The following is a 25,733-nucleotide window of genomic DNA, read 5'->3' on the forward strand; positions in this document are numbered from 1 at the left end:
GAGGTAAGAATGCTAGAAAATTTAGGAAATAGATTTCAAGATATTTTCAAAAAGATAAGAGGTCACGGAAAATTAAGTGAAGATAATATAAAAGAAGCTTTAAGAGAAGTAAAAATGTCTCTTTTAGAGGCTGATGTAAACTATGCAGTAGTTAAAGACTTTACAAATAAGATTAGTGAAAAAGCAATAGGGACAGAGGTTATAAGAGGAGTTAATCCAGCTCAGCAATTTATAAAGTTAGTAAATGATGAATTAGTTGAATTATTGGGAGGAACTAGCTCAAAAATAACAAAGGGGCTTAGAAATCCAACTATTGTTATGTTAGCAGGTTTACAGGGAGCAGGGAAGACAACTTTTGCAGCAAAATTAGCTAATCTTTTAAAAAAACAAAATGAAAAAATATTGTTAGTTGGAGTCGATGTTTATAGACCAGCAGCTATAAAACAACTACAAGTATTAGGAAAACAAATTGGAGTTGAGGTTTATTCTGAAGAAGATAACAAAGATGTAATAGGTATAGCTACTAGAGCTTTAGAAAAAGCAAAAGAAATAAATGCAACTTATATGATAGTAGATACAGCAGGAAGACTTCATATAGATGAAAGTTTGATGGAAGAATTAAAGGAATTAAAGAAAGTTATAAAACCACAAGAAATTCTTTTAGTTGTAGATGCCATGATAGGTCAAGATGCAGTTAATTTAGCTAAATCTTTCAACGATGCTTTGAGTGTTGACGGGATTATCTTAACAAAATTAGATGGGGATACTCGTGGAGGAGCAGCTTTATCAATAAAAGCTGTTGTAGGAAAACCTATAAAATATGTAGGAGTTGGAGAAAAAATCAATGATATTGAGATCTTCTACCCAGATAGATTAGTGTCAAGAATTTTAGGAATGGGAGATGTAGTTACTTTAGTTGAGAAAGCTCAAGAAGCTATTGATGAAGATGAAGCAAAATCATTGGAAGAAAAACTTAGAACTCAAAAATTTGACCTTAATGATTTTTTAAAACAGTTACAAACTATAAAAAAATTAGGTTCACTTGGGGGAATATTGAAATTAATTCCAGGTATGCCTAAGATAGATGATTTAGCTCCGGCTGAGAAAGAAATGAAAAAAGTTGAAGCTATACTTCAATCAATGACAAAAGAAGAAAGAAAAAAACCTGAAATATTAAAAGCTAGTCGTAAAATAAGAATAGCTAAAGGTAGTGGAACTGATGTGGCAGATGTAAATAGACTTTTAAAACAATTTGAACAAATGAAGTCTATGATGAAAATGTTTGGTTCAGGAAAAATGCCTAATTTAGGTGCTTTTGGTGGAATGGGGAAAAATGGAAGATTTCCATTTTAAATATGTTTTTAATTAATATTTATATAAATAAAAGGAGATGTGAATTATGTTAAAATTAAGACTTACAAGATTAGGAGATAAAAAGAGACCTTCTTACAGATTAGTAGCTATGGAAGCTTTATCAAAAAGAGATGGAGGAGCCGTTGCTTACTTAGGAAACTACTTCCCATTAGAAGATTCTAAAGTAGTTTTAAAAGAAGAAGAAATCCTAAAATTCTTACAAAATGGAGCTCAACCAACTAGAACTGTAAAATCTATCTTAGATAAAGCAGGAATTTGGGCTAAATTTGAAGCAAGCAAAAAGAAATAATAAAATCTAAAAAAATAAAATACTTTCAAAAAAGATGTTTCTGTTCATACAAAAACATCTTTTTTATTTATTAGGAAAGTATAAAATTAAATGCTTATTAGTCTCTGACGTCCGTATTAGTTCGAAGAGCCTGTGTTTATTGAGCTCGTAGAACTCATACGGCTGTCAAGAGACTTTTTTATTTTACAATTTATAATTTTATAATTTTACTTTTTAGAAATTACTAGCTACAAAAATAAAATAATGTTAAAATAACTTAAAACAATTTTTATGGAGGCTTAGGTATGTTTCTGATGATAGATAATTATGATTCTTTTGTATACAATTTAGTTAGTTATTTTTTAGAAGAAAATATTGAAATGGAAATAGTTAGAAATGACAAAATTAGAATAGAATATGTTGAAGAGCTTTTAGATAAAAATATGTTGGAAGGAATAATTATTTCACCAGGTCCTAAGAGTCCTAAAGATTCTGGATTATGTGGTGAAATAGTTAAAAAATTTTATAAAAAAATACCAATATTTGGTGTTTGTTTAGGACATCAAATAATAGGATATGAATTTGGAGCAGTTGTAACTAAAGGGAAAAGTCCTATTCATGGGAAAATTTATAGAATTAAAAATGTTGGAAAAAATATTTTTAAAGATTTACCAAAATTTATAAATGTAACAAGATATCATTCGTTAGTAGTAGAAAGAGAAAGAATTATAGATGAATTTGAAATAGAAGCTGAAACAGATGATGGAGTAATTATGGCTTTAACTCATAAAAAATATCCATTATATGGAGTTCAATTTCACCCAGAGGCAGTTTTAACGGAATATGGGCATGAAATGATTAGAAACTTTATAGAACTTGCAAAGGAGTGGAATCTAGAAAATGCAAACAAATATTAAAAGGTTAGAAAAACAAATAGATATTTATGAGATTTTTAGAATTTTGAGTTCACAAGAAGATTTTAAAGATAAAAAAATTTCATTTTTAGATTCTTCTTTAACAAATAAATATGGTAAATTTTCCATTATAGCAATGAATTGTTTTTTTGAACTAAGAGAAGAAAAAGGGAAAACTATTATAAATGGTGTCGAAAGTGAAAGACCTTTTGATGAAGTTCTGGATAAATTTTTAACAGAAAATAAAGAAGAAAATACAACAAATTTACCTATCATAGCAGGGGGAATAGGATATTTTTCATATGATTATGGAAGAAAATATGAAAATATTTGCACAAGACATAACGATGATTTAAGAATACCGGAGTCTATAATTAGATTTTATAGAACTTTTATTATTCAAAACAATGAAACTTCTGAAATTTATATTTCATATAAAGTGAAAGAAGAATATTTAGATTTATTGAAATTGATTGAAAACATAGAATTTAAAGAAGAAAAATTAATAAAGAATACTGTTTTATCCAAATTCTACTCTCATTTTTCTAAGGAAGATTATTTGAATGCAATAAAAAGAACAATAGACTATATCATAGAGGGAGATGTATATATAACTAACTTGACTCAAAGACTTGAAATAGAAAGTAAGAAAAATCCTTTGTCAGTTTTTGCTTATCTTAGAAAATTTAATCCATCTCCATTTGGCTCATATTTAGATTATGGTGATTTTGAAGTTGTAAGTGCTTCTCCAGAAAGATTTATAAGAATGGAAAATGGAATAATTGAAACAAGACCTATAAAGGGAACTAGAAAAAGAGGAAGCACTCTAGAGGAAGATGAAATTTTGAAAAAAGAATTGGCTAATTCAGAAAAAGATAAGAGTGAGCTTTTAATGATAGTTGATTTGGAGAGAAATGATTTACACAGAATATGTGAATTAAAATCTGTGAAAGTGGAAGAACTTTTTGAAGTAGAAACTTATTCGACAGTTTTTCATCTTGTTTCAACAATAAAAGGTAAATTACAAGAAAAATATAAGTTTGTAGATTTATTAAGAGCTACATTTCCTGGTGGTTCTATAACAGGTGCTCCTAAAATAAGAGCAATGGAAATTATAGATGAATTAGAAAAAACAAGAAGGGACTTGTATACAGGTTCAATAGGCTACATTTCTTTTAATGGAGATTGTGATTTAAATATTGTTATCAGAACAGCTATTCATAAAGAAGGTAAATATTATCTTGGAGTAGGTGGGGGAATAACTTGTGAATCAGACTTAGAGTTTGAGTATGAAGAAACTTTACAAAAAGCAAAAGCACTTCTTGAAGCAATAAAGGAATAATTATGAATATAGAATTTGATGATGGGTATAGTTTTGGATTAGGCTTGTTTGAAACTGTCTTATTATATGATAATAGAGCTATTTTTTTGGAAGAACATATTGCTAGAATAAATAATTCTTTAGTAACTTTGGGAATAAATACAAATAAATTGACAAAAGATGAAATTGAAAAATTTCTTGATAATAGTAAATCTTTATTCTCAGAAACTAAAAAGAAAGAAGTTTTAAAAATAGTTATTTCAGAAAAAAATAGAGTTTTTCTTAGAAAAGACTATTCTTATAAAGAAGAAGATTTTGAAAAAGGTTTTAAAATAGATATTTCATCTGTATTAAGAAATGAAACTTCTGTTTTAACATATCATAAGACTTTAAATTATGGAGATAATATTTTAGAAAAAAGAAAATCAAAAAAAAATAATTATGACGAGCCTATTTTCTTAAATTCAAAAGGAGAAATAACAGAAGGAGCAACAACAAATATATTTTTTATAAAAGATAAAAAAATATATACTCCTAGATTATCTTGTGGACTTTTAAATGGAACACTAAGAAAATATATACTTTTAAATTATGAAGTGACTGAAAAGAAAATATATTTAAATGAAGTTGATACTTATGATGAAATATTTGTGACTAACTCTTTATTGGGGGTTATGCCAGTTATTCAATTTGGGGAGAAAAGATTAGAGAGTACAAAGTTATCAAAAAAAATAAGGTTGAATTATGAAAAAAAAATAAATATTTTATAAATTATGCCAGAACACTCGCGACTTTAGTCGTGAGAGGTTAAGTTATAAAGTAGGGCTGTATAAAAAAAATATAAAAAAATATAAAAAAATATTGATTAAATTTCAAAAATATGATATCATGAACAAGTATCAAAAAAGGTCGCATAGCTCAGTTGGGAGAGCACCTGCCTTACAAGCAGGGGGTCATAGGTTCAAGTCCTATTGTGACCACCATAAATGGGGGTGTAGCTCAGTTGGTTAGAGCGCCTGCCTGTCACGCAGGAGGTCGCGAGTTCGAGCCTCGTCACTCCCGCCATTTGCCCAGATAGCTCAGTCGGTAGAGCAGGGGACTGAAAATCCCCGTGTCGGTGGTTCGATTCCGCCTCTGGGCACCATTAATATGGCGACGTCGCCAAGCGGTAAGGCAGAGGTCTGCAAAATCTCCATCACCAGTTCGAATCTGGTCGTCGCCTCCATAAAAAACATTTGACAATTTAAAAATACTATGATAATATCTAAAAGGTATGCGGGAATAGCTCAGTTGGTAGAGCGTCAGCCTTCCAAGCTGAATGTCGCGAGTTCGAACCTCGTTTCCCGCTCCAAATTATGCGTCATTAGCTCAGTTGGTAGAGCATCTGACTCTTAATCAGGAGGTCACAGGTTCGACCCCTGTATGACGCACCATTTAATAAGCCCCGTTCGTTCAGTGGTTAGGACATCAGATTTTCACTCTGGAAACAGGGGTTCGATTCCCCTACGGGGTACCAAAAAATATAAAATATGGTCGCATAGCTCAGTTGGGAGAGCACCTGCCTTACAAGCAGGGGGTCATAGGTTCAAGTCCTATTGTGACCACCATAAATGGGGGTGTAGCTCAGTTGGTTAGAGTGCCTGCCTGTCACGCAGGAGGTCGCGAGTTCGAGCCTCGTCACTCCCGCCATTTGCCGCTTTAGCTCATCTGGTAGAGCAACTGACTTGTAATCAGTAGGTGATTGGTTCGACTCCGATAAGCGGCACCAGAAAAATATGCGGGGATGGCGGAATTGGCAGACGCGCTAGACTTAGGATCTAGTGTCTTAGACGTGAGAGTTCAAGTCTCTCTCTCCGCACCATTCAATAAAAAAAAGGGAAACTTTGCGGGAATAGCTCAGTTGGTAGAGCGTAACCTTGCCAAGGTTAATGTCGCGAGTTCGAGTCTCGTTTCCCGCTCCAAGACATTTAATTTAATATGGGGATATAGCTCAGTTTGGGAGAGCGACGCACTTGCACTGCGTAGGTCAGCGGTTCGATCCCGCTTATCTCCACCATTTTTGCCTAGGTAGCTCAGTTGGCTAGAGCATACGGTTCATACCCGTACGGTCGATGGTTCGAATCCATTCCTAGGCACCATTTTTTTTAATAAGATTTTATAAAATTCTAAATGTGCTAAAAATCAGAGCTTTTAAAAGCTAAAAACTTAATAAAGTTTTATAAATATGTATAAAATATAAAAATTACAACAGACAAAAAACAGGCAAATTTAAAAGAGATTCAATTAAGAATCTCTTATTTTTTATATGATTTTAATAGAATTTTAGCCCAAGTATATAAGCTTTTCAAAAAAACTTGCAATTTTTTAAATTAAATGATAAAATAATTCGTATTATTAATTAAGATTTTTAAGGAGGTGTGACTATGCAAAGATGTGAAATAACAGGAACTGGTCTTATAAGTGGAAACCAAATATCTCACTCTCATAGATTAACAAGAAGAGTTTGGAAACCAAATTTACAAGTTACAACTATCGTTGTAAATGGTAGTCCAATAAAAATAAAAGTATGTGCTAGAACTTTAAAAAGTTTAAAAGGAGCTTCTGAAGTAGAAGTTATGAGAATTTTAAAAGATAATTCAGCTACTTTAAGTGATAGACTAGTAAAACACTTAAATAAGTAATATTTAAAAATTAGTGCACTGATTTTTAAACTGAAAACCACTCATTAGAGTGGTTTTTTTCTTTCTATAGGAAAGTATAAAATAAAATACTTATTAGTCTCTGACGTCCGTATTAGTTCGAAGAGCCTGTTTTTATTGAGCTCGTAGAACTCATAGGGCTGTCAAGAGACTTTATTTATATATAAAGTATAAATATAAAAAAGTCTTTTTTATTTTTTTTGAAATTGATATTAAAAAATGTATCAAAATAGGGAAAAGTAATCGTTAAATAGTCCATATTTATTAGCTTTAGAAAACACTACAAAAATATAGACCATTTTTTTAGTATAAGAATATCAAAAAAAAATAAAAAAATTCTTTACATTTTTTATTTTTTTTGGTATAGTATGCCTTAATAAAAAAACAAACTATATGGGAGGATTTATTATGAAGAAAATTTTAACATCATTACTTGGAGCTTCAATGCTTTTTGTAGCATGTGGAGAACCAAAAACTGAAAAGGCATCAGGAGATGCAGAAACAATTAAAATAGGAGCTCTTGGACCATTAACAGGACCACTTGCAATATATGGAGTATCTGCAACAAATGGTTTAAAACTTGCTATTGATGAAATTAATGCAAATGGAGGAATTCTAGGAAAACAAGTAGAATTAAACTTGTTAGATGAAAAAGGAGATTCTACAGAAGCTGTTAATGCTTACAATAAATTAGTAGATTGGGGAATGGTAGCATTAGTTGGAGACATTACATCTAAACCAAGTGTTGCTGTTGCAGAAGTTGCTGCTCAAGATGGAATACCAATGATAACTCCAACAGGAACTCAACTTAATATAACAGAAGCTGGGTCAAATATATTTAGAGTATGTTTTACAGATCCTTATCAAGGAGAAGTATTAGCAAAATTTGCTAAAGAAAGTTTAAAAGCTAAAACAGCTGCAGTTGTTGTAAATAACTCAAGTGATTATTCAGACGGAGTTGCAAATGCATTTATAGCTGAAGCTGAAAAACAAGGAATTGAAATTGTAGCTAAAGAAGGATACTCAGATGGAGATAAAGATTTTAAAGCTCAATTAACAAAGATTGCTCAAAAAAATCCAGATATTTTATTTGTACCTGATTATTATGAACAAGATGGTTTAATAGCTATACAAGCAAAAGAAGTTGGATTAAATTCAACTATACTTGGTCCAGATGGTTGGGATGGAGTTGCTAAGACTGTAGATAAATCATCTTATTCAGCTATTGAAAATGTATATTTTGCTAACCATTACTCAGTAAAAGATAGTAATGAAAAAATTCAAAATTTCATAACTAATTATAAAGCAAAATATAATGATGAACCATCAGCTTTCTCAGCATTAAGTTATGATGCTGCTTATATATTAAAAGCTGCTATTGAAAAAAATGGAAGTGTTGATAAAGAAAGTCTTGCAAAAGCAATAAAAGAAATAGAATTTGCTGGAATAACTGGTAGCTTAAAATATGATGAAAAAAATAACCCTGTAAAAGGTGTTACAATGATAAAAATAGTAAATGGAGATTACACATTTGATTCAGTAGTTTCTAAATAAGAATGAATAAAATAGGAGGATAGAGAAATGGAGTTTTTGCTTCAAATAATTAACGGTTTACAAATAGGGAGTATATATGCTTTAGTGTCATTGGGATATACTATGGTGTATGGAATAGCTCAACTTATAAATTTTGCACACGGAGATATAATAATGATAGGAGCTTATGTTTCACTTTTCTCTATTCCTCTGTTTAATTCTTGGGGGTTTCCAATTTGGGCAACAGTAATTCCGGCAATTGTTGTTTGTGCTTTAATTGGATGCTTAGCTGAAAAAATAGCTTACAGACCACTTAGAAATTCACCTAGGATTTCTAATTTGATTACAGCTATTGGAGTTAGTTTATTTATAGAAAATGTCTTTATGAAATTATTTACACCAAATACAAGATCATTTCCAAAGGTTTTTAATCAAGGACCTGTTAATTTGATAAATGGATTACAAATAAGTTTTGGTGCATTCTCTACAATAATAGTTACAGTTATATTATTTATTTCTTTACACTTATTTATGAAGAAAACAAAATATGGAATGGCTATGATAGCAACAAGTCAAGACTATGCTGCTTCAGAGCTTGTAGGAATAAATGTAGATAGAACAATACAGCTAACATTTGCAATAGGAAGTGGACTTGCAGCTGTAGGATCTGTATTATATGTCTCAGCATATCCTCAAATTCAACCATTGATGGGGTCTATGCTAGGAATAAAAGCATTCGTTGCAGCAGTATTAGGGGGAATAGGAATATTACCTGGAGCTGTTGTTGGAGGATTTATATTAGGAATTATTGAAAGTTTAACAAGAGCATATTTATCATCTCAACTTGCAGATGCTTTTGTGTTTTCAATATTAATTATTGTTTTATTATTTAAACCAACTGGAATTTTTGGGAAGAATGTAAAGGAGAAAGTATAGTATGGATAAGAACAAAAAATTAAGTTATTTAGCAACATATGCGCTACTTATAGGATTATACTTTATCTTATTTTCTTTGATAAATTCAGGTTTTATAAGTAGATATCAAATAGGAATATTAATATTGATATTAATAAATGTAATTTTAGCGGCTAGTTTAAATATAACAGTAGGTTGTTTAGGGCAAATAACTTTAGGTCATGCTGGTTTTATGTCTATTGGAGCATATACGGCAGCTCTTATAACAAAATCTGGTATAATTGCAGGGTATCCTGGGTATATTATAGCTTTGATTGTTGGAGGTTTGATAGCAGGAATAGTAGGGTTTGTAATAGGAATTCCAGCTTTAAGACTTACAGGAGACTACCTTGCAATAATAACTTTGGCATTTGGAGAAATTATAAGAGTTTTAATAGAATATTTCAAATTTACTGGAGGAGCTCAAGGTCTAACAGGAATACCTAGAGTTAACAATTTTACACTTATATATTTTATAACTATAATTTCGGTAATATTTATGTATTCTATAATGACAAGTAGACATGGAAGAGCTGTTCTTGCAATTCGTGAAGATGAAATAGCAAGTGGAGCTTCTGGAATAAATACAACTTATTATAAAACTTTTGCTTTTGTATTATCAGCTATATTTGCTGGTATTGCTGGTGGAATCTATGCTCATAACTTAGGAATTTTAGGAGCAAAACAATTTGACTATAACTATTCAATAAATATTTTAGTTATGGTAGTCTTAGGAGGAATGGGAAGTTTCACAGGGTCTATTGTTTCGGCAATAGTCTTGACAATATTACCAGAAGTTTTAAGAAGTTTTGCAGAATACAGAATGATAGTATATCCACTTATATTAATAATAATGATGTTATTTAGACCAAAAGGTTTACTAGGAAGAGAAGAATTTCAAATTAGTAAAGTTCTTGCTTGCTTAAGTAAAAAAATTAAAAGAGGTGAAGCTAATGGAAAATAATAATCCAATTTTAGTGGCTAAAGATATTTCAATTAGCTTTGGAGCATTAAAAGCAGTTGATAATTTTAATTTAGAAATAAAACCAAAAGAATTAATTGGCTTAATAGGGCCTAATGGTGCAGGAAAGACAACTGTCTTTAATATATTGACAGGTGTATATAATGCAAGTTCTGGAGAATATACTTTAGACGGAGAAAATGTTATAAAAACATCAACATCTGAACTTGTAAAAAAAGGACTTGCTCGTACTTTCCAAAACATTAGACTTTTTAAGTATTTATCAGTAGTGGATAATGTTATAGCTGCATATAACTTTCGTATGAAGTATGGCGTATTGAAAGGAATGTTTCGTTTTCCATCTTTTTGGAGAGAAGAAAAAGAAGCTAAAGATAAGGCTATGGAACTTTTAAAAATATTTGATTTAGATAAGTATGCAGATATAGCTGCTGGTAATTTACCTTATGGAGAACAAAGAAAACTTGAAATTGCTAGAGCAATGGCAACAGAACCTAAAATATTACTTTTAGACGAGCCAGCTGCAGGAATGAATCCTAAAGAAACTGAAGATTTAATGAATACCATAAAATTAATAAGAGATAAGTTTGGAATAGCAGTATTACTTATAGAACATGATATGCAATTAGTTTTAGGAATTTGTGAAAGATTAGTTGTTTTAAATCATGGAACAATATTAGCAAGTGGGAATCCTAGAGAAGTTATTAATAATCCACAAGTTGTAGAAGCATATTTAGGTAAGGAGGGAGATTAAAAAAATGGCAATGTTAGAAGTAAAAAATTTACATGTTTATTATGATAATATACATGCCTTAAAAGGAATTTCTCTTGAAATAAATGAAGGTGAAGTTGTATCTATTATAGGAGCTAATGGAGCAGGGAAAACGACAACTTTACAAACTATATCAGGTCTTATAAAACCTAAAAATGGTTCTATTACTTTTCAAGGAAAAGATTTGTTAAAAGAAAAAGCTAACAACATATGTAAAATTGGAATTGCTCAAGTTCCAGAAGGAAGAAGAATATTTTCACAGTTAGCTGTTAAAGACAATTTAAAATTAGGACAATTTACAGTTAAAGATACAGCTGAAAATAAAGAAAAAGATAGAGCAGAAATATATAAAATTTTTCCTAGAATGTCAGAAAGAAAGAATCAAATGGCAGGAACATTATCTGGTGGAGAACAACAGATGCTTGCTATGGGAAGAGCTTTGATGAGTAGACCTAAACTTTTAATATTAGATGAACCATCAATGGGATTGTCTCCACTTTTTGTTAAAGAAATCTTTGAAGTTATAAAAAAATTAAAAGATCAAGGGACAACAATTTTACTTGTTGAACAAAATGCAAAAATGGCTCTTTCAATTTCAGATAGAGCTTATGTAATAGAAACTGGAAAAATTACTCTAGAAGGTAAAGCATCAGATTTGTTACATAATGATAGTGTAAAAAAAGCATATCTTGGAGGATAAAAAAAGGCTGTTGCACTTTGCAACAGCCTTATTTATTCTATTCTTGTTCTTCCCACATTTTAGTTCTTTCAACTGCTTTTTTCCAACCAGCATATTTTTTAGTTCTTTCATCTTCTTTCATGTTTGGAGAAAATTCTTTATCTAAAATCCATTTTGCTTTTATTTCTTCTTTAGTTTCCCAGAATCCAACAGCAAGACCAGCAAGATATGCAGCACCTAAGGCAGTAGTTTCTAGGACTGTAGGTCTTTTTACCTTTTCACCTAAAATATCTGCTTGAAATTCCATTAAGAAGTTGTTAGCAGCAGCTCCACCATCAACTTTTAATCCATTTAGTTTTATTCCAGAATCTTCTTCCATTGCTTTTAAAACATCTTTAGTTTGATAAGCTATTGACTCTAAAGTTGCTCTAATAATATGATTTTTATTAGCTCCACGAGTTAAACCAAATATAGCTCCTCTTGCATACATATCCCAATAAGGTGCTCCTAAACCAACAAAAGCAGGAACAACATAAACTCCACCATTGTCTTTAACCTTTCTTGCAAAGTATTCAGTATCTTTAGAGTCAGAGATTAATTTTAGTTCATCTCTTAGCCATTGTACACTAGCTCCTCCAACAAAAACACTTCCTTCAAGGGCATATTGAACTTTACCATCAAGACCGATAGCTATTGTAGTTATAAGGCCATTGTTACTTTTAACAAATCTATCTCCAGTATTCATTAATAAGAAACAACCTGTTCCATAAGTATTTTTTGATTCTCCAGGTTCAAAACAAGTTTGACCAAATAGAGCTGATTGTTGGTCACCGGCAACACCAGATATAGGAACTCTATGTCCACCCTTTCCACCTAAGTTAGCATATCCAAAAGTTCCACTTGAATCTTTAACTTCAGGTAATAGAGCTTTAGGAATATTTAGAGTTTTTAGTATTTTTTCATCCCATTTTAATTCTTTTATATTATAAAGCATAGTTCTTGAAGCATTAGTATAGTCTGTTGCATGAACTTTTCCGTTAGTTAATTTCCAAATAAGCCACGTATCAACAGTTCCAAATAGTAATTCTCCTTTTTCAGCTTTTTCTCTAGCACCTTCAACATTATCAAGAATCCATTTAATTTTAGTTCCAGAGAAATAAGCATCAACTAATAGTCCTGTATTATTTCTTACATATTCATCAAAACCTTCAATAGATTTTAATTCGTCACAAATTTTGGCAGTTCTTCTACATTGCCAAACTATAGCATTATAAACAGGTTTTCCAGTGTTTTTATCCCAGACTATAGTTGTTTCTCTTTGGTTTGTAATTCCTAAAGCTATGATATCATGTTGACTAATTCCGGCTCTAGCAATAACCTCACTCAAAACTCCACTTTGACTAGCCCAAATTTCCATAGGATCATGTTCTACCCAACCTTCTTTAGGATATATTTGAGTAAATTCTTTTTGAGCAACACCAACAATATTTTGTTTTTCATCAAATAAAATAGCCCTTGAACTAGTAGTTCCTTGGTCTAATGCAACTATATATTTCATAGAAAAGCCCCCTTAAATATATTATGAAAAATTAAATTATTAAATTATTAAATTATTAAAATTTGTGTATTATTTATATAATATAAAGTTTATAAAAATTTTATCATAAAAATGATTAAAAAATATTTTAAATAGCAACACAAACGATAGATAAGAATGTGTCGAATATAAATGCACCAAGTATTGCACCTATGATTGGAGCAACAACAGGAACCCAAGCATATTTCCAATTAGAATCTCCTTTTCCTTTTATAGGTAAAATAGCATGAGCAATTCTAGGTCCTAAGTCTCTTGCGGGATTTATTGCATAACCTGTTGCACCTCCTGTAGCAATACCAACTAAGACAACAAGTAAACCAACAATAAAAGGACCATTTCCAGGTTGAATTCCGACTTCTCCATACCCGATAGCTAAAATTCCAACAACAAGAATAGCAGTTCCTATAATTTCAGTAACAACATTCCAAAGAGGAGCATCTATAGAAGGTCCTGTAGAAAAAACACCTAATTTTACTCCAGCTTCAGGTTCAGCATCCATTTGGACTTTATAAACAAGATAGGCTAAGGTTGCTCCGACTATACCTCCTAAAGTCTGTGCTATTATGTATCCAGGGACTAAAGACCAGGCAAATCTTCCAGACATGGCAAGTCCAATTGTTAAAGCTGGGTTAAGATGAGCACCACTTACCCAACCGGTAGCATAGGCAGCTATCATTACTGCAAATCCCCAACCAAAAGTTATAGTTATCCAACCGGCACCTTTTCCATAACTGTGTTTTAAACTACAAGTCATATTAGTTCCGTTTCCAAGGAGCAGAAGTAAAGCTGTTCCAACAAACTCTCCAACATACATACTCATACTTGTACAAACCATAATAAGACCTCCCTTAAAATATATGTTTTATTTCAGAATAAAAACAATTATTTTTGTTTTGTTAGTTTTATTATACCATAAAGTTTAAAAAAATAAAATTTTATTTGAAAGTTTTTTTGTTTTTTGTATTTATACTTTCTTATATAATTTATGTAAAATAAATAAAGTCTCTTGACAGCCGTATGAGTTCTACGAGCTCAATAAACACAGGCTCTTCGAACTAATACGGACGTCAGAGACTAATTTTAATTATTTAATTTTATATTTTCTTATAGAATAAAAAAAGTAATTATAAATTAATATTAAAATTATCAATTTATAATTACTTTCTTGTTTATACTATTATTTTTGTATTATTAAAAGTAAGTATGGAATTATATTGATTTTAGAAAATTAATAGCTTCTTTTAAAGTTAGTTGAGATATAAAAAATATTTCATCATCAGTTAACAAATTAAATTTTCTTTTAAATTCTAAGCAATGCATATAAAACATCTCCTTTTTGTATATAAAATAATCTACATTTCTATTTGACATAACTGTATCATATTTTATATACAAAGTCAATAAAATTTTTTTATTTTTTTATAGAAAAGTATAAATTTAAGTGTTTATTAGTCTCTGACGTCCGTATTAGTTCAAAGGAATGTCTGCTAAAGTGTTTTATTGATTGTACAAAATAGTAATTTTAGGAAAAATAAAAATAAAATGAGAATGAGAATGAGAATGTATACTTTTATATAGACAAAAAAAATAAAATTTGTTATAATTAATGTATATTAAATTGTATACTCTTTGGAGGTTTTTATGAGTTTTGGAAAGTTTTTAAAAGAAATAAGATTAAAAAATAAAGATAGTTTAAGAAGTCTAGCAGAAAAAATGGAACTACACTTTACTTTTATAGATAAGATAGAAAAAGGGACAGCTCCTATTTCAAAAACATTTATTGAAAAAATTGTAGATATTTATCCTGAAGAAAAATCAAAATTAAAAAAAGAATACTTGAAAGAAATATTACCAAAAATGTTTCAAAATGAAGATGCCGGAAAAGTTATAGAAAATGATAAGATTTTAAATTTGCCTGTTTATGGAAAAGCAAGTGCAGGAAGAGGATATATAAATATGGAAAGCCCTGACTATTATATGCCGGTATTAAAAGGGAATTTTTCTAAAAGAAGTTATTTTGTAGAAATAACAGGGAATAGTATGTATCCAACACTTGAAGATGGACAATTTGCTTTGGTTGACCCAGATAATCTTGAATATGTAAAAAATAAGATATATGTAATCACATATAATGATGAAACATATATAAAAAGATTAGAAGTTAAAGAAAAATTGGGAATTATAAGCTTAAAAAGTGACAATCCAGAATATGATGATATAGATATATCAGGAGATATGCAAGAATATTTTAGGGTCAATGGAAGAGTTGTGGAAGTAATCTCCAAGAAAAAATTATTGTAGAAATAAAAAGCTATTGCTATATGTGAAAAAATTTTATATAATTAAAATATACTATAATTATTGAGTTATAGTATGCTTATTTTTTGAAACAATATGGAGGTGTTTTTATGTCAGAATTAGGAAATATAAGAATAGCAGATGATGTGGTAAAAACTATAGCAGCAAAGGCAGCAGCAGATGTTGAAGGTGTGTATAAATTAGCTGGTGGAGTTGTAGATGAAGTTAGCAAAATATTAGGAAAAAAAAGACCAACTAATGGTATAAAAGTTGAAGTTGGAGAAGTTGAATGCAGCATAGAAGTATATTTAGTTATAAAATATGGATACAGAATTCCTGAAGTTGCAGAAGAAGTTCAAAAAGCAGTTTTAGAAGAAGTTTCTAAACTTAGTGGGTTAAAAGTTGTAGAAGTAAATGTCTATGTCCAAAATGTTAGAATCGAAGAAACTGTTGAAACATCAGAAGATTTTGAAGACTAATTTTGGGTGGTGTATATGTTTAAAAAACTAATATTTCTTTTGGCTTGGCTAGGTATATTTTTAATATCTCTTGTTAGTATAAATTATATACTTTTACCTAATCAATTTATATTTGAAAATCCATTTTTGGATTTAAAAGAAATAACAGCTTTTGAATTTAAAATGGCTGTATTGGTTATTTCAACTATTTATATTTTTATATGTCTTATTAAATTTTTCTCTATTTTTGAAAGAAAAAAAGACTATGAAAAAAAGACTGAAAATGGGACATTAAAAATTTCAAGAAACACTATCAATAATTATGTTGCAGATTTATTGAGAAGAGATGTTGATATAACTGGAATAAAAGTTAATAGTGAATTAAAAGGGAAAAAATTTTTAGTTTATATAAAATTTGAATTATTAGCTAAGTTGAATATAAGTGCTAAAATAGAAGAAGTCCAAGCTATGGTAAAAAAAGAATTAACAGAAAATGTTGGCGTTGATGTAAGCAAAGTGCTAGTAAATATATCTAAATTAGGTATTAAAGAGAAAGAAGTTGAAAAAGAAGTCAACAAACAATATAGTGATGTAGAGGAGAATATTTAGATGCCAGACAATATTTTAGAAATTTTAATTGAAAAAATTATTAATAATTGGAAAAAAGTTTATGGAACTATTCTGGGATTTATAGTAGGACTTACTGTTGTTAGCTACGGTTTATTCAAGGCTATCATCATATTTGCTTTTGCTTTTATTGGGTATAAATTAGCAGACTCAAATTTTGTAAAAAGAGTAAAAAAAGCTATTATAAATAGGCTGAAAGAGGATTAATTGATGAGTGAGAATTTTGATGAAGTAGAAAGAAAGCCAAAGAGTGGAAGAAGACTAGTTAGAGATGAACTTTTTAAAATTATTTTTGAAGTTGAAGCTGATGAAAATTCGAAAGAAAGAATTAAAGTTATTTATGACCAATATATAGTTAGAGATGAGGAACTTAGACCTAAATTAAATGGAGAAGAATTAGCTTTTATAGAAAAATATATAAATGGAATACAAGAAAAAAATGAAAAAATTGAAAAAATTATTTCAGAAAATATGGAGAACTGGAGCTTAGATAGGATAGGACTAGTAGAGAGAACTCTATTAAAAATATCAGTTTATGAATTGTTAGAAGAAGATGTACCAACAGAAATTTCTGTGAATGAAGCTGTGGAATTAGCAAAAGAGTACGGAGACACTAAAGCATATGAATTTGTAAATGGAGTCCTAGCAAAAGTTATTAAAGCAGAAAAATAAAAGGAACTATTTACTAGTTCCTTTTTCTACTTTATAGGAAAGTATAAAATTAAATAATGAAAATCAGTATCTGATGTCCGTATTAGTTTAAAGATCCTATGTTCATTGAGCTCGGAGAACTCATACGGCTGTCAAGAGACTTTATTCATTAAAATGTTTTATTTAAAATACCGATACTAGCAAGAATAGTTGCAGTAGTAATCAATTTTTTAGTTATTTTTCTTTCTAAAATTCTATTAAAATCGTCTCTCTTGAAGTTTCTACATGTATTCATAGTATTACCTCTTTCTAATTTTATAATAAAATTATTATATAGTTAAATAGTTTTATTGTCAATATAAATATTAAACTATAGTTTTTATAGCAATAAATAAAAGTAAGAAAGCACCAATAAAATGAGATTTATTTCCTAAGAAATCCCCTGTTTTATTACCTAATATAAAACCAATACCAGATATAATAAAAGTTATAATTCCAATTTCGATTGTATACAGAAGAGTTTGATGAAAGGGTAAAATAGCAAGAGTCAATCCTACAAGTAATGAATCAAGACTAGTTGCAATTCCCATGATGAAAAGTGTTTTAAAATCTAATGTGTTTTCATCGTATTTCATATCTTCTCCTTTAAAAGCTTCTTTTAACATCATAAGCCCTAAAAATAAGAAAATAAAAAAGGAAATGTATTTTGAATAGGTAGAAATATAGTAGATAAATAAATTTCCAGAAATAGAACCTATTAAAGCCATTAAAAATTGAAAAAGTCCAAAAGTTATAGATATTTTAAAAAAATTAATTTTTTTATTTGAATTTATTGAAGCAATACCTTGATAAATAGCAAGAGACATTGCGTCCATTGCAAGAGCAAGTGCTGTCATAAAAAGATTAAAAGCAGTCATTTTATCCTCCAAAAAATATAGTCATTTATTTTAACATTTTCTATAAAAAAAGTAAATAATAGGAGTTGAATTATGAATAAAAAAATTTTCAGCAGTAGTTATTTAGGTTTAGAGACATATTTAGTTGAAGTAGAGATAGATATTTCAAGGGGTTTACCTATGTTTTCAATTGTTGGAATGGGAGATACAGCTATCTTAGAAAGTAAATTCAGAGTAAAAGCAGCATTAAAAAATTCAGATTACGATATTACACCACAGAAAATTGTAGTTAATTTATCTCCGGCAGGCATAAAAAAAGAAGGAGCTCAGTTTGATTTAGCTATTGCTATTGGAATAATATTAACTATGAAGCTTTTAAAAGATACAAATAAAATTATAGAAAATTATATCTTTGTTGGAGAACTTTCTCTTGATGGAGCAGTAAAGGGAGTTAATGGTGTTATAAATAGTGTTATTCTTGCAAAAGAAAAGAAATTTAAGGGAGTAATTATACCTTGGGAAAATAGAAATGAAGCAAGTCTTATAGATGGAGTTGAAATAGTTCCTGTAAAACATATTTCAGATGTAGTTAATTTCATGAATACTGGAGAGAAATTAGAGTTTGAAAAAATACAAGAAGATAAATATGATGATGATATATTAGATTTTTCAGATGTTAAAGGTCAATATTTAGCAAAAAGAGCTATGGAAATAGCAGCTGCAGGGGGTCATAATATATTGTTAATAGGAAGTCCTGGCTCTGGAAAATCAATGCTTGCTAAAAGAATGATAGGTATACTTCCTGAGATGGAAGAAGATGAAATTATAGAGAGTACTAAAATACATAGTATAGCAGGGGAATTGAATGAAAAAAAACCTATAATTTCTAAAAGACCAGTAAGAATGCCACATCATAGTACAACACTTGCTGCTATGGTTGGTGGAGGTAAGAAAATTCTACCCGGTGAAATAAGTTTGGCTAGTGGTGGAATTTTAATTTTAGATGAAATGAGTGAATTTAATCGTTCTGTATTAGAAGCATTAAGACAACCTCTTGAAGATGGAATAGTTAGTATAACTAGAGCTATGTATAGAGTGGAATTTAAAACTAATTTCTTATTGGTAGCAACTTCAAATCCTTGTCCTTGTGGTATGTATTTTGAAGATAATTGTAAGTGTTCAAGTTATGAAGTTGAAAAGTATATGAAAAAATTATCTGGGCCGATATTGGATAGAATAGATTTAGTAATAGAAATAAAAAGGCTAAGTGAAGATGAACTTGTTAATTCGAAAATTGAAGAAAAAAGCAAGGATATAAAAGCAAGAGTAATTAAGGCAAGAGAAATACAAAGAAAAAGATATGGTGAAAATAAAGTAAATGCAAAGATTAATCAATATGAATTAAAAAAATATTGTGCTATTGATGAAGAAGATAAAAAGTTTTTAGTTACAGTTTTAGAAAAATTGAAAGTATCAGCAAGAAGTTTTGATAAGATTCTAAAAATAGCAAGAACTATTGCAGATTTAAATGGAGAAGAAAATATAAATAGAAAACATTTGATGGAAGCAATTTCTTTCAGAAGAAAATAAAAAAATATGATAAAATAGGGGTGTATTATGTTTGATGAAATTTTAACTTATGGAAGAGGAATAGGAGCATCAGATATTCATATTTTAGAAAACGAAAAAATTTATTTTAGGGTAAAAGGAGAGTTGATTTCTTCAGATAAATTTAAAAATGATATCTTAAAAGACATTGATATTTGGAGTATTTTCCATAATGAAATTCTCTATAATATAGGTGTCAATAAAAATAATCATTTAAGTACAGATAAAAAAGAATATGTAGATAAGGACTTTGCTTATACTGACAAAAATAATAATAGATACAGAGTTAGTATTTTTGAATCTATGAGAAAAATAGGCTTGGTAATTAGAATAATTAATAATAAGCCTGTAAATTTAGAAGAAAATTTTATAAATAAAGTTTTAGATGAGGAAATATTAAATTTAAAAGATGGATTAGTTTTGGTGACAGGAATTACTGGGAGTGGGAAATCCACAACACTTGCAAATATTATAGAAAAATTTAATGAAAAGTATAGTTATAAAATTTTAACTATTGAAGACCCTGTAGAGTATGTATATAAAAATAAAAAATCTATAATTATTCAAAGAGAAATAGGAGAAGATACAGAAAGTTTTAGAAAAGCTTTAAAAAGCTCATTAAGACAAGATCCAGATATTGTGATGGTTGGAGAAATTAGAGATGAAGAAAGTTTGTCAGCCGTATTGACATTGGCAGAAACAGGACACTTAGTTTTTTCAACTTTACATACTATGAATACAGTTGAAAGTATAAATAGAATGTTATCTATGGTGGCAGAAGATAAGAGAACTTATGTAAAAGAACAGTTATCATCTGTGCTTAGATTTATTTTTTCACAAGAATTAATAAATAAAAATAATAAAGTAGTACCAATTTTTGAAATATTAAATAATACTAAGGCTATATCAAATTTGATATTGACCAATAAATTTAATCAAATTTCAGTTTTAATTGAAAGTGGAATTGAAAATAATATGATAACAAAAGAAAAATATAAGAAATTACTAGAATGAGAGGAAGAAATTTGTTAATAAAATCAAATAAAGAATTAAATGCCAGAAGTATTGAAGAGTTTTCTCGAATAATGCTTCCCACTTTATTAAATGAAGAGATAATTTTTGAAGTGTATGAAACTAAAGAAATTATAAAAATAGAAACAAAAATAGAAAAATTAAATAAAAAAATAGAATTTGAATATAAAAATTTAGGAAGCAAAATCGAAGACCAAGTTCTCACAATGGCAAAGATAAGTCTTTTAAAATTGATGGAAGTTAAATATACTTGGGGCTCTTTGATGGGAGTAAGGCCAACGAAAGTATTAAGAAGGTTACTTGTAAATTCTTGTACTTATGATGAAGCTAGAGAAATATTAAAAAATTTTTATATGGTAACACATAAAAAAATAGATTTAATGGAGACAGTTGTAAAAAAAGAAATAGAGCTAATGGATAAAAAATATATAAATTTATATGTAGGGATTCCTTTTTGTCCAACTAAGTGTAAGTATTGTTCTTTTGCTTCATATGAAATAAATGGCGGAGTTGGAAGATTTTACGATGATTTTGTTTTAGCTTTATTAAAAGAAATAGAAATTGTGGGGAAATATTTAAAAACATATGATAAAAAAATATCCTCTATCTATTTTGGTGGAGGGACACCAAGCACTTTAAATGAAAAAGATTTAGATTTAGTGTTAAAAACATTTATAGAAAATATAGATATGTCAACAGTTAAGGAGTTTACATTTGAAGCAGGGAGAGAAGATTCTCTTAACATTGATAAATTAAGAATATTGAAAAAATATTCTGTAGATAGAATTAGTTTAAATCCACAATCTTTTAATTTAGATACTTTGAAAAGAGTAAATAGAAAGTTTAATAGAGAAAACTTTGATTTAATTTATAAAGAAGCTAAAAAATTAAACTTTATAGTAAATATGGATTTCATAATCGGTTTACCAGAAGAAACAACTGAGGAAATTATTGCAACAGTAGAAGAAATTAAAAAGTATGATATAGATAACTTAACTATCCATTGTTTGTCATTTAAAAGAGCTTCAAAATTATTTAAGGAAAGTCAGGATAGAGAAAATATAGATAGAGCTTTAATTGAAGAAAAAATAGAAGAAATAGTGAAAGAAAAAAATATGAAACCTTACTATATGTATAGACAAAAAAATATAATAGAGTGGGGAGAAAATATAGGATATTCTAAAGAGGGTAAAGAATCTATATTTAATATTGAAATGATTGAGGAAAACCAAAATACAATGGCTTTAGGTGGTGGAGGAATAAGTAAAGTTGTGGTTGAAGAAAGAAATGGTATAGACTATATTGAGAGATATGTAAACCCAAAAGACCCAGCTTTATATATAAGAGAACTGGATAAGAGATGTAGTGAGAAAATAGAGATGTTTGAGAAATATAAATAGGGAGAGAAAAAATGAAAAAAATAATAGGGATTTTAGTGTTTACTATAACATTTTTTAATTTGTATGCAACTCCGGAAGATTTATCAAAAGATGACTATAAATTAATAATGAGCTCTCAAGATATGAGAAAGGATAAGGAGGAACATTTAGATATAAATAAAGCAACAAAACAAGAAATGTTATCTCGTGGTGTAGCTAGTAGCTATGTTAATAAAATTCTAGAATATAGAGAAATAACCGGTGGATTTGAAAAAATAGAGAATTTGAAAGATATAAAAGGAATAGGACAAGCAACTTATGAAAAATTAAAAAAATTTTTTAAAGTTGCATCTGAACCTAAAAGAAAAGATTTAAGCATTAATACTGCTGATGACTTAACTCTAAAATATTTTGGATTTAGCAAAAAAGAAATAAAAGAATTAAGAAAATATTTGGATAAATATGATAGAATAAGTAATAATATAGAACTTAAAAAAGTTATAGATAAAAAGAAATATGAAAAATTAAAAGATAATATTAATTACGGGGGATAGAATGGCAAGATTAATAAGAGGAATAAGTAAAAATGCTAGATTTTTTATAACTGACACAACAGATGTAGTAAAAGAAGCTCAAAAAATTCATAACTATGATGATGTTTCTTTAGAAATATTTAGCAAGTTTTGTACTTTGGCTATACTTATGGGAGCAACTTTAAAAGGAGAAGATAAATTAACAGTAAGAACTGATACAGAGGGATATATAGAAAATATAGTAGTTAGTACAGATTCAAGTGGAAGTATTAAGGGATATCTAGCAAATACAAATCAAGAAAATGCTAATGAGCTAGGTCATGGAATGATGAGAATAATAAAAGATATGGGCTTAAAAGAACCATATATTGGTATAACAAATATAGATTATACAAAATTAGCTAATGATATTTGTTCATATTTTTATGACTCAGAACAAATACCAACTGTGATATCTTTTGCAAGTGATATAACAAATGAGGGTAAAGTTTTATGTGCTGGTGCTTTTATGGTTCAACTTCTACCAAATGCAGAGGAAGATTTTATAGATAAATTAGAAAGAAAAATTCAGGCAATAAGACCTATGAACGAACTTATGAAAGGTGGAATGAGCTTAGAGCAAATAGCTAATCTTTTGTATGATGACATGGAAACTGAAGATGACAGTTTAGTTGAAGACTATGAAATATTGGAAGAAAAAGAAGTAAAATATAGTTGTGATTGTAATTCAGATAGATTTTATAAAGGAATTATAACATTGGGAAAAGAAGAACTTACTAACATTTTTAAAGAAGAACCAGAAATTCAAGCCGAATGTCAATTTTGTGGTAAAAAATATAAATTTAAGGAAGAAGATTTTACAGATATTTTAAAAAATTAATAAAAACAGAAAAGAGGAAAAATGAAAATAATAGATTCACATGTTCATTTAAATTTGAGTCAATTTGATGAAGATAGAGATGAGGTTTTAAAAAGAGTTGAGGAAAAATTAGATTTTGTTGTAAATATAGGATTTGACCTTAAAAGTAGTGAAAAAGGTGTGGAATATGCAGATAAATATTCATTTGTTTATGCAACTATTGGGTTTCATCCAGATGAGATAGAGGGATACAGTGATGAGGCTGAAAAGAAATTAGAGGAGCTTGCAAAAAATCCTAAGGTTTTAGCAATAGGGGAAATTGGATTAGATTATCATTGGATGACAAGACCAAAGGAAGAACAATGGGAGATTTTTAGAAGACAGTTAAGACTTGCTAGAAAATTAAATAAACCTGTGGTAATTCATACAAGAGAAGCTATGGAAGATACTATTAATATATTGAATGAATTTCCAGATATAACTGGAATTTTACATTGTTATCCAGGTTCTGTTGAAACAGCCAAAAGAATGGTAGACAGATTTTATTTAGGAATAGGTGGAGTGCTAACATTTAAAAATGCAAGAAAATTAGTTGAGGTTGTTTCAGAAATTCCTATAGAAAAATTAGTCATAGAAACTGATTGTCCATATATGGCTCCTACTCCATATAGAGGTCAAAGAAATGAACCTATCTTTACAGAAGAAGTTGCAAAAAAAATTGCTGAATTAAAGAATATGAGTTATGAAGATGTAGTTAGAATAACTAATGAAAATACTAGAAAGGCATATAGAATGATATGATAATAGGTATTGGTAATGATATTATTGAAATAGAAAGAATAGAAAAAGCAATATCAAAAGAGGGGTTTAAAAATAAAGTTTATACAGAAAGAGAACTTGAGAATATAATTAAAAGAGGAAATAGAGTGGAAACTTATGCAGGAATTTTTTCAGTAAAAGAAGCTATATCTAAAGCCATTGGTACTGGAGTTAGAGAGTTTTCTCTTTTAGATTTAGAAATATTGAACGATGATCTAGGAAAACCCTATGTTATTGTATCTGAGAAAGTGGATAAAATTTTAAAAAGTAAAAAGAATGATTATAGAATTGAAATTTCAATTTCACATTCTAAAAAGTATGCCACTGCAATGGCAATATTATTTTAAGGAGGTTAAATGGATATTTTAGAAATTAAAAGAGAATTTTTAGAAATGAAAGAAAAAACTGAAGAGATTAGGAGGTCTCTTTGACTTAGATAAGAGAAAGAATACTATAAAAGAACTAGAAAAATTAACTTTTGTAGATGGATTTTGGTCTGATAAAAGAAAAAGTTCTGAAATAATAAAAAATATGAATTTTGAAAAGAATATAGTTTCAAAGTATGAAAGTTTAGCTAGTGAGGTTGCTGATGAAGAAGTTCTAGTTGATTTTGTTGAAAGTGGAGAAAATTCTTTTGAGGTTGAACTTATAGAAAAACACAAAATTTTAAAAAAAGATATAGAAGAATTTGAAATTGATTTAATGTTAGATGGAGAATATGATATGAACAACGCCATCGTGACTATACATTCTGGAGCAGGAGGAACAGAAGCTTGTGATTGGGCTGATATGCTTTATAGAATGTATTTAAGATGGTGTAATTTAAAAAAATATAAAGTATCAGAATTAGATTTTATGGCAGGGGATAGTGTTGGAGTAAAGTCAGTAACTTTTTTGGTTGAAGGAATAAATGCTTATGGTTACTTAAAATCTGAAAAAGGGGTTCATAGACTTGTTAGAATATCTCCTTTTGATGCCAATAAAAAGAGACATACTTCTTTTGCATCTGTTGAAGTTGTACCGGAAGTTGATGAAAATGTTGAAGTAGAAATAAATTCAGCAGATATAAGAATAGATACTTATAGAGCAAGTGGAGCTGGGGGACAGCATGTTAATATGACAGATTCAGCAGTTAGAATAACACATTTTCCAACAGGAGTCGTTGTAACCTGTCAAAAAGAGAGATCTCAACTTAGCAATAGAGAAACTGCTATGAAAATGCTAAAATCAAAACTTTTAGAAATAGAGTTAAAGAAAAAAGAAGAAGAAATGAAAAAAATTCAAGGAGAACAATCGGATATTGGTTGGGGAAATCAAATAAGATCTTATGTGTTCCAACCTTATGCTTTAGTTAAAGATCATAGAACAAATACTGAAATTGGAAATGTAAAGGCTGTTATGGATGGAAGTATAGATGATTTTATAAACTCTTACTTAAAATGGATAAAAAAATAATACTTTTGTAAATTAATTGTTAAGAATT

The 25,733-nt window shown here is 28.9% G+C and carries 28 protein-coding genes and 14 tRNA genes; 38 read left to right on the forward strand and 4 right to left on the reverse strand.

The annotated features are described in order from the left end of the window. Nucleotides 1-9 precede the first annotated feature (9 nt). From ffh to BQ2505_RS01525, 25 genes are all read left to right on the forward strand, one after another. On the forward strand, nt 10-1,353 hold the full coding sequence (gene ffh, locus BQ2505_RS01405; RefSeq protein ID WP_074016042.1) for a signal recognition particle protein: 1,344 nt from the start codon (nt 10-12) through the stop codon (nt 1,351-1,353). 46 nt (nt 1,354-1,399) lie between these two features. Next, complete coding sequence (gene rpsP / locus BQ2505_RS01410; protein ID WP_074016043.1) at nt 1,400-1,663, forward strand: 30S ribosomal protein S16; 264 nt, start codon at nt 1,400-1,402, stop codon at nt 1,661-1,663. 284 nt (nt 1,664-1,947) lie between these two features. Next, nucleotides 1,948-2,559 (forward strand): anthranilate synthase component II, encoded by a 612-nt coding sequence (locus BQ2505_RS01415; RefSeq protein ID WP_074016044.1) that lies wholly within the window; start codon nt 1,948-1,950, stop codon nt 2,557-2,559. Further along, the gene (gene pabB / locus BQ2505_RS01420; protein ID WP_074016045.1) at nt 2,543-3,898 is read left to right on the forward strand and encodes an aminodeoxychorismate synthase component I; all 1,356 of its coding nucleotides are present in this window, start codon (nt 2,543-2,545) and stop codon (nt 3,896-3,898) included. The genes BQ2505_RS01415 and pabB overlap by 17 nt, the downstream gene beginning before the upstream one ends. A gap of 2 nt (nt 3,899-3,900) precedes the next feature. Further along, nucleotides 3,901-4,647: an aminotransferase class IV gene (locus BQ2505_RS01425; protein WP_074016046.1), complete on the forward strand. Its 747-nt coding sequence runs from the start codon at nt 3,901-3,903 to the stop codon at nt 4,645-4,647. A gap of 137 nt (nt 4,648-4,784) precedes the next feature. Next, nucleotides 4,785-4,860: transfer RNA gene (locus tag BQ2505_RS01430), tRNA-Val, on the forward strand. A 5-nt stretch (nt 4,861-4,865) separates the two neighbouring features. Beyond that, a tRNA-Asp gene (locus BQ2505_RS01435) sits at nt 4,866-4,942 on the forward strand. A gap of 3 nt (nt 4,943-4,945) precedes the next feature. Next, nucleotides 4,946-5,021: transfer RNA gene (locus BQ2505_RS01440), tRNA-Phe, on the forward strand. A 7-nt stretch (nt 5,022-5,028) separates the two neighbouring features. Next, a tRNA-Cys gene (locus BQ2505_RS01445) sits at nt 5,029-5,102 on the forward strand. Nucleotides 5,103-5,152: 50 nt separating this feature from the next. Beyond that, nucleotides 5,153-5,228, forward strand: a tRNA-Gly gene (locus BQ2505_RS01450). A 6-nt stretch (nt 5,229-5,234) separates the two neighbouring features. Next, nucleotides 5,235-5,310 (forward strand) — tRNA-Lys (locus BQ2505_RS01455). 8 nt (nt 5,311-5,318) lie between these two features. After that, nucleotides 5,319-5,393, forward strand: a tRNA-Glu gene (locus BQ2505_RS01460). A 15-nt stretch (nt 5,394-5,408) separates the two neighbouring features. Continuing rightward, nucleotides 5,409-5,484: transfer RNA gene (locus BQ2505_RS01465), tRNA-Val, on the forward strand. Between the two features lie 5 nt (nt 5,485-5,489). Next, nucleotides 5,490-5,566, forward strand: a tRNA-Asp gene (locus BQ2505_RS01470). A 3-nt stretch (nt 5,567-5,569) separates the two neighbouring features. Next, a tRNA-Thr gene (locus BQ2505_RS01475) sits at nt 5,570-5,645 on the forward strand. Nucleotides 5,646-5,654: 9 nt separating this feature from the next. Beyond that, nucleotides 5,655-5,738: transfer RNA gene (locus tag BQ2505_RS01480), tRNA-Leu, on the forward strand. Nucleotides 5,739-5,762: 24 nt separating this feature from the next. Beyond that, nucleotides 5,763-5,838, forward strand: a tRNA-Gly gene (locus tag BQ2505_RS01485). A gap of 18 nt (nt 5,839-5,856) precedes the next feature. Next, nucleotides 5,857-5,933, forward strand: a tRNA-Ala gene (locus BQ2505_RS01490). 5 nt (nt 5,934-5,938) lie between these two features. Then, nucleotides 5,939-6,015, forward strand: a tRNA-Met gene (locus BQ2505_RS01495). A 285-nt stretch (nt 6,016-6,300) separates the two neighbouring features. Next, a complete protein-coding gene (rpmB, locus tag BQ2505_RS01500) occupies nt 6,301-6,558 on the forward strand; it encodes a 50S ribosomal protein L28 (protein WP_074016047.1) in 258 nt (85 codons plus the stop codon). 423 nt (nt 6,559-6,981) lie between these two features. Further along, a complete protein-coding gene (locus BQ2505_RS01505; RefSeq protein WP_143403531.1) occupies nt 6,982-8,130 on the forward strand; it encodes an ABC transporter substrate-binding protein in 1,149 nt (382 codons plus the stop codon). A 27-nt stretch (nt 8,131-8,157) separates the two neighbouring features. Next, nucleotides 8,158-9,045 (forward strand): branched-chain amino acid ABC transporter permease, encoded by an 888-nt coding sequence (locus tag BQ2505_RS01510; RefSeq protein ID WP_074016049.1) that lies wholly within the window; start codon nt 8,158-8,160, stop codon nt 9,043-9,045. A gap of 1 nt (nt 9,046) precedes the next feature. Continuing rightward, a complete protein-coding gene (locus tag BQ2505_RS01515; protein ID WP_074016050.1) occupies nt 9,047-10,027 on the forward strand; it encodes a branched-chain amino acid ABC transporter permease in 981 nt (326 codons plus the stop codon). Continuing rightward, the gene (locus BQ2505_RS01520) at nt 10,017-10,796 is read left to right on the forward strand and encodes an ABC transporter ATP-binding protein (RefSeq protein WP_074016051.1); all 780 of its coding nucleotides are present in this window, start codon (nt 10,017-10,019) and stop codon (nt 10,794-10,796) included. The genes BQ2505_RS01515 and BQ2505_RS01520 overlap by 11 nt, the downstream gene beginning before the upstream one ends. Nucleotides 10,797-10,800: 4 nt before the next feature. Beyond that, the gene (locus tag BQ2505_RS01525; RefSeq protein WP_074016052.1) at nt 10,801-11,514 is read left to right on the forward strand and encodes an ABC transporter ATP-binding protein; all 714 of its coding nucleotides are present in this window, start codon (nt 10,801-10,803) and stop codon (nt 11,512-11,514) included. A 37-nt stretch (nt 11,515-11,551) separates the two neighbouring features. Here BQ2505_RS01525 and glpK read toward each other — a convergent pair whose 3' ends face one another. Together glpK and BQ2505_RS01535 are read right to left on the reverse strand one after the other, a co-directional pair. Then, nucleotides 11,552-13,051: a glycerol kinase GlpK gene (gene glpK / locus BQ2505_RS01530; protein WP_074016053.1), complete on the reverse strand. Its 1,500-nt coding sequence runs from the start codon at nt 13,049-13,051 to the stop codon at nt 11,552-11,554. Nucleotides 13,052-13,178: 127 nt separating this feature from the next. Further along, nucleotides 13,179-13,925, reverse strand: coding sequence for an MIP/aquaporin family protein (locus tag BQ2505_RS01535; protein ID WP_074016054.1), 747 nt, complete (start codon nt 13,923-13,925; stop codon nt 13,179-13,181). 806 nt (nt 13,926-14,731) lie between these two features. On the opposite strand from BQ2505_RS01535, the gene BQ2505_RS01540 reads away from it, so the two are divergent. The 5 genes from BQ2505_RS01540 to nusB all read left to right on the forward strand — a co-directional run bounded on the left by BQ2505_RS01540 (nt 14,732) and on the right by nusB (nt 17,145). Next, on the forward strand, nt 14,732-15,391 hold the full coding sequence (locus BQ2505_RS01540; protein WP_074016055.1) for an XRE family transcriptional regulator: 660 nt from the start codon (nt 14,732-14,734) through the stop codon (nt 15,389-15,391). A 107-nt stretch (nt 15,392-15,498) separates the two neighbouring features. Beyond that, the gene (locus BQ2505_RS01545; protein ID WP_074016056.1) at nt 15,499-15,867 is read left to right on the forward strand and encodes an Asp23/Gls24 family envelope stress response protein; all 369 of its coding nucleotides are present in this window, start codon (nt 15,499-15,501) and stop codon (nt 15,865-15,867) included. A gap of 15 nt (nt 15,868-15,882) precedes the next feature. Continuing rightward, complete coding sequence (gene amaP / locus BQ2505_RS01550; RefSeq protein WP_074016057.1) at nt 15,883-16,455, forward strand: alkaline shock response membrane anchor protein AmaP; 573 nt, start codon at nt 15,883-15,885, stop codon at nt 16,453-16,455. Next, nucleotides 16,456-16,680, forward strand: a complete 225-nt coding sequence (locus BQ2505_RS01555) for a DUF2273 domain-containing protein (protein WP_074016058.1) — start codon at nt 16,456-16,458, stop codon at nt 16,678-16,680. A 3-nt stretch (nt 16,681-16,683) separates the two neighbouring features. Then, nucleotides 16,684-17,145, forward strand: a complete 462-nt coding sequence (gene nusB / locus BQ2505_RS01560) for a transcription antitermination factor NusB (protein WP_074016059.1) — start codon at nt 16,684-16,686, stop codon at nt 17,143-17,145. A 148-nt stretch (nt 17,146-17,293) separates the two neighbouring features. Here nusB and BQ2505_RS09005 read toward each other — a convergent pair whose 3' ends face one another. Next, on the reverse strand, nt 17,294-17,419 hold the full coding sequence (locus tag BQ2505_RS09005; RefSeq protein ID WP_262360265.1) for a hypothetical protein: 126 nt from the start codon (nt 17,417-17,419) through the stop codon (nt 17,294-17,296). A 70-nt stretch (nt 17,420-17,489) separates the two neighbouring features. After that, entirely contained in the window at nt 17,490-18,041 is a 552-nt protein-coding gene (locus BQ2505_RS01565; RefSeq protein ID WP_074016060.1) for a manganese efflux pump MntP, read from the reverse strand. Nucleotides 18,042-18,113: 72 nt separating this feature from the next. Between BQ2505_RS01565 and BQ2505_RS01570 the strand changes: the two genes are divergently transcribed. From BQ2505_RS01570 to prfB, 8 genes are all read left to right on the forward strand, one after another. Beyond that, nucleotides 18,114-19,610, forward strand: coding sequence for a YifB family Mg chelatase-like AAA ATPase (locus BQ2505_RS01570; protein WP_074016061.1), 1,497 nt, complete (start codon nt 18,114-18,116; stop codon nt 19,608-19,610). A 27-nt stretch (nt 19,611-19,637) separates the two neighbouring features. Further along, a complete protein-coding gene (locus tag BQ2505_RS01575; protein ID WP_074016062.1) occupies nt 19,638-20,642 on the forward strand; it encodes a type IV pilus twitching motility protein PilT in 1,005 nt (334 codons plus the stop codon). Between the two features lie 11 nt (nt 20,643-20,653). Beyond that, nucleotides 20,654-22,060 (forward strand): coproporphyrinogen III oxidase, encoded by a 1,407-nt coding sequence (locus tag BQ2505_RS01580; RefSeq protein WP_143403523.1) that lies wholly within the window; start codon nt 20,654-20,656, stop codon nt 22,058-22,060. An 11-nt stretch (nt 22,061-22,071) separates the two neighbouring features. Beyond that, nucleotides 22,072-22,593: a ComEA family DNA-binding protein gene (locus tag BQ2505_RS01585; protein WP_074016064.1), complete on the forward strand. Its 522-nt coding sequence runs from the start codon at nt 22,072-22,074 to the stop codon at nt 22,591-22,593. A 1-nt stretch (nt 22,594) separates the two neighbouring features. Next, nucleotides 22,595-23,452 (forward strand): Hsp33 family molecular chaperone HslO, encoded by an 858-nt coding sequence (locus BQ2505_RS01590; protein WP_074016065.1) that lies wholly within the window; start codon nt 22,595-22,597, stop codon nt 23,450-23,452. A gap of 21 nt (nt 23,453-23,473) precedes the next feature. Continuing rightward, nucleotides 23,474-24,232 (forward strand): TatD family hydrolase, encoded by a 759-nt coding sequence (locus BQ2505_RS01595; protein ID WP_074016066.1) that lies wholly within the window; start codon nt 23,474-23,476, stop codon nt 24,230-24,232. Beyond that, nucleotides 24,229-24,597, forward strand: a complete 369-nt coding sequence (acpS, locus tag BQ2505_RS01600) for a holo-ACP synthase (protein ID WP_074016067.1) — start codon at nt 24,229-24,231, stop codon at nt 24,595-24,597. The genes BQ2505_RS01595 and acpS overlap by 4 nt, the downstream gene beginning before the upstream one ends. A 9-nt stretch (nt 24,598-24,606) precedes the next feature. Further along, nucleotides 24,607-25,705 (forward strand): peptide chain release factor 2 gene (gene prfB / locus BQ2505_RS01605; protein WP_187367078.1). Its coding sequence is split into 2 segments (ribosomal slippage): nt 24,607-24,678 and nt 24,680-25,705, totalling 1,098 coding nucleotides; the frame shifts between segments, so codons are not numbered across the junction. The last annotated feature ends 28 nt before the right edge of the window (nt 25,706-25,733 follow it).

Source organism: Fusobacterium massiliense (genome assembly GCF_900095705.1).
In the GTDB taxonomy this organism is placed as follows: Bacteria; Fusobacteriota; Fusobacteriia; order Fusobacteriales; family Fusobacteriaceae; genus Fusobacterium; species Fusobacterium massiliense.

What these genes read in the sequence shown, in the direction of transcription:
- ffh (WP_074016042.1), top strand. Translation starts at nt 10, where the DNA reads ATGCTAGAAAATTTAGGAAATAGATTTCAAGATATTTTCAAAAAGATA.
- rpsP (WP_074016043.1), top strand. Translation starts at nt 1,400, where the DNA reads ATGTTAAAATTAAGACTTACAAGATTAGGAGATAAAAAGAGACCTTCT.
- BQ2505_RS01415 (WP_074016044.1), top strand. Translation starts at nt 1,948, where the DNA reads ATGTTTCTGATGATAGATAATTATGATTCTTTTGTATACAATTTAGTT.
- pabB (WP_074016045.1), top strand. Translation starts at nt 2,543, where the DNA reads ATGCAAACAAATATTAAAAGGTTAGAAAAACAAATAGATATTTATGAG.
- BQ2505_RS01425 (WP_074016046.1), top strand. Translation starts at nt 3,901, where the DNA reads ATGAATATAGAATTTGATGATGGGTATAGTTTTGGATTAGGCTTGTTT.
- rpmB (WP_074016047.1), top strand. Translation starts at nt 6,301, where the DNA reads ATGCAAAGATGTGAAATAACAGGAACTGGTCTTATAAGTGGAAACCAA.
- BQ2505_RS01510 (WP_074016049.1), top strand. Translation starts at nt 8,158, where the DNA reads ATGGAGTTTTTGCTTCAAATAATTAACGGTTTACAAATAGGGAGTATA.
- BQ2505_RS01515 (WP_074016050.1), top strand. Translation starts at nt 9,047, where the DNA reads ATGGATAAGAACAAAAAATTAAGTTATTTAGCAACATATGCGCTACTT.
- BQ2505_RS01520 (WP_074016051.1), top strand. Translation starts at nt 10,017, where the DNA reads ATGGAAAATAATAATCCAATTTTAGTGGCTAAAGATATTTCAATTAGC.
- BQ2505_RS01525 (WP_074016052.1), top strand. Translation starts at nt 10,801, where the DNA reads ATGGCAATGTTAGAAGTAAAAAATTTACATGTTTATTATGATAATATA.
- glpK (WP_074016053.1), bottom strand. Translation starts at nt 13,051, where the DNA reads ATGAAATATATAGTTGCATTAGACCAAGGAACTACTAGTTCAAGGGCT.
- BQ2505_RS01535 (WP_074016054.1), bottom strand. Translation starts at nt 13,925, where the DNA reads ATGGTTTGTACAAGTATGAGTATGTATGTTGGAGAGTTTGTTGGAACA.
- BQ2505_RS01540 (WP_074016055.1), top strand. Translation starts at nt 14,732, where the DNA reads ATGAGTTTTGGAAAGTTTTTAAAAGAAATAAGATTAAAAAATAAAGAT.
- BQ2505_RS01545 (WP_074016056.1), top strand. Translation starts at nt 15,499, where the DNA reads ATGTCAGAATTAGGAAATATAAGAATAGCAGATGATGTGGTAAAAACT.
- amaP (WP_074016057.1), top strand. Translation starts at nt 15,883, where the DNA reads ATGTTTAAAAAACTAATATTTCTTTTGGCTTGGCTAGGTATATTTTTA.
- BQ2505_RS01555 (WP_074016058.1), top strand. Translation starts at nt 16,456, where the DNA reads ATGCCAGACAATATTTTAGAAATTTTAATTGAAAAAATTATTAATAAT.
- nusB (WP_074016059.1), top strand. Translation starts at nt 16,684, where the DNA reads ATGAGTGAGAATTTTGATGAAGTAGAAAGAAAGCCAAAGAGTGGAAGA.
- BQ2505_RS09005 (WP_262360265.1), bottom strand. Translation starts at nt 17,419, where the DNA reads ATGAATACATGTAGAAACTTCAAGAGAGACGATTTTAATAGAATTTTA.
- BQ2505_RS01565 (WP_074016060.1), bottom strand. Translation starts at nt 18,041, where the DNA reads ATGACTGCTTTTAATCTTTTTATGACAGCACTTGCTCTTGCAATGGAC.
- BQ2505_RS01570 (WP_074016061.1), top strand. Translation starts at nt 18,114, where the DNA reads ATGAATAAAAAAATTTTCAGCAGTAGTTATTTAGGTTTAGAGACATAT.
- BQ2505_RS01575 (WP_074016062.1), top strand. Translation starts at nt 19,638, where the DNA reads ATGTTTGATGAAATTTTAACTTATGGAAGAGGAATAGGAGCATCAGAT.
- BQ2505_RS01585 (WP_074016064.1), top strand. Translation starts at nt 22,072, where the DNA reads ATGAAAAAAATAATAGGGATTTTAGTGTTTACTATAACATTTTTTAAT.
- BQ2505_RS01590 (WP_074016065.1), top strand. Translation starts at nt 22,595, where the DNA reads ATGGCAAGATTAATAAGAGGAATAAGTAAAAATGCTAGATTTTTTATA.
- BQ2505_RS01595 (WP_074016066.1), top strand. Translation starts at nt 23,474, where the DNA reads ATGAAAATAATAGATTCACATGTTCATTTAAATTTGAGTCAATTTGAT.
- acpS (WP_074016067.1), top strand. Translation starts at nt 24,229, where the DNA reads ATGATAATAGGTATTGGTAATGATATTATTGAAATAGAAAGAATAGAA.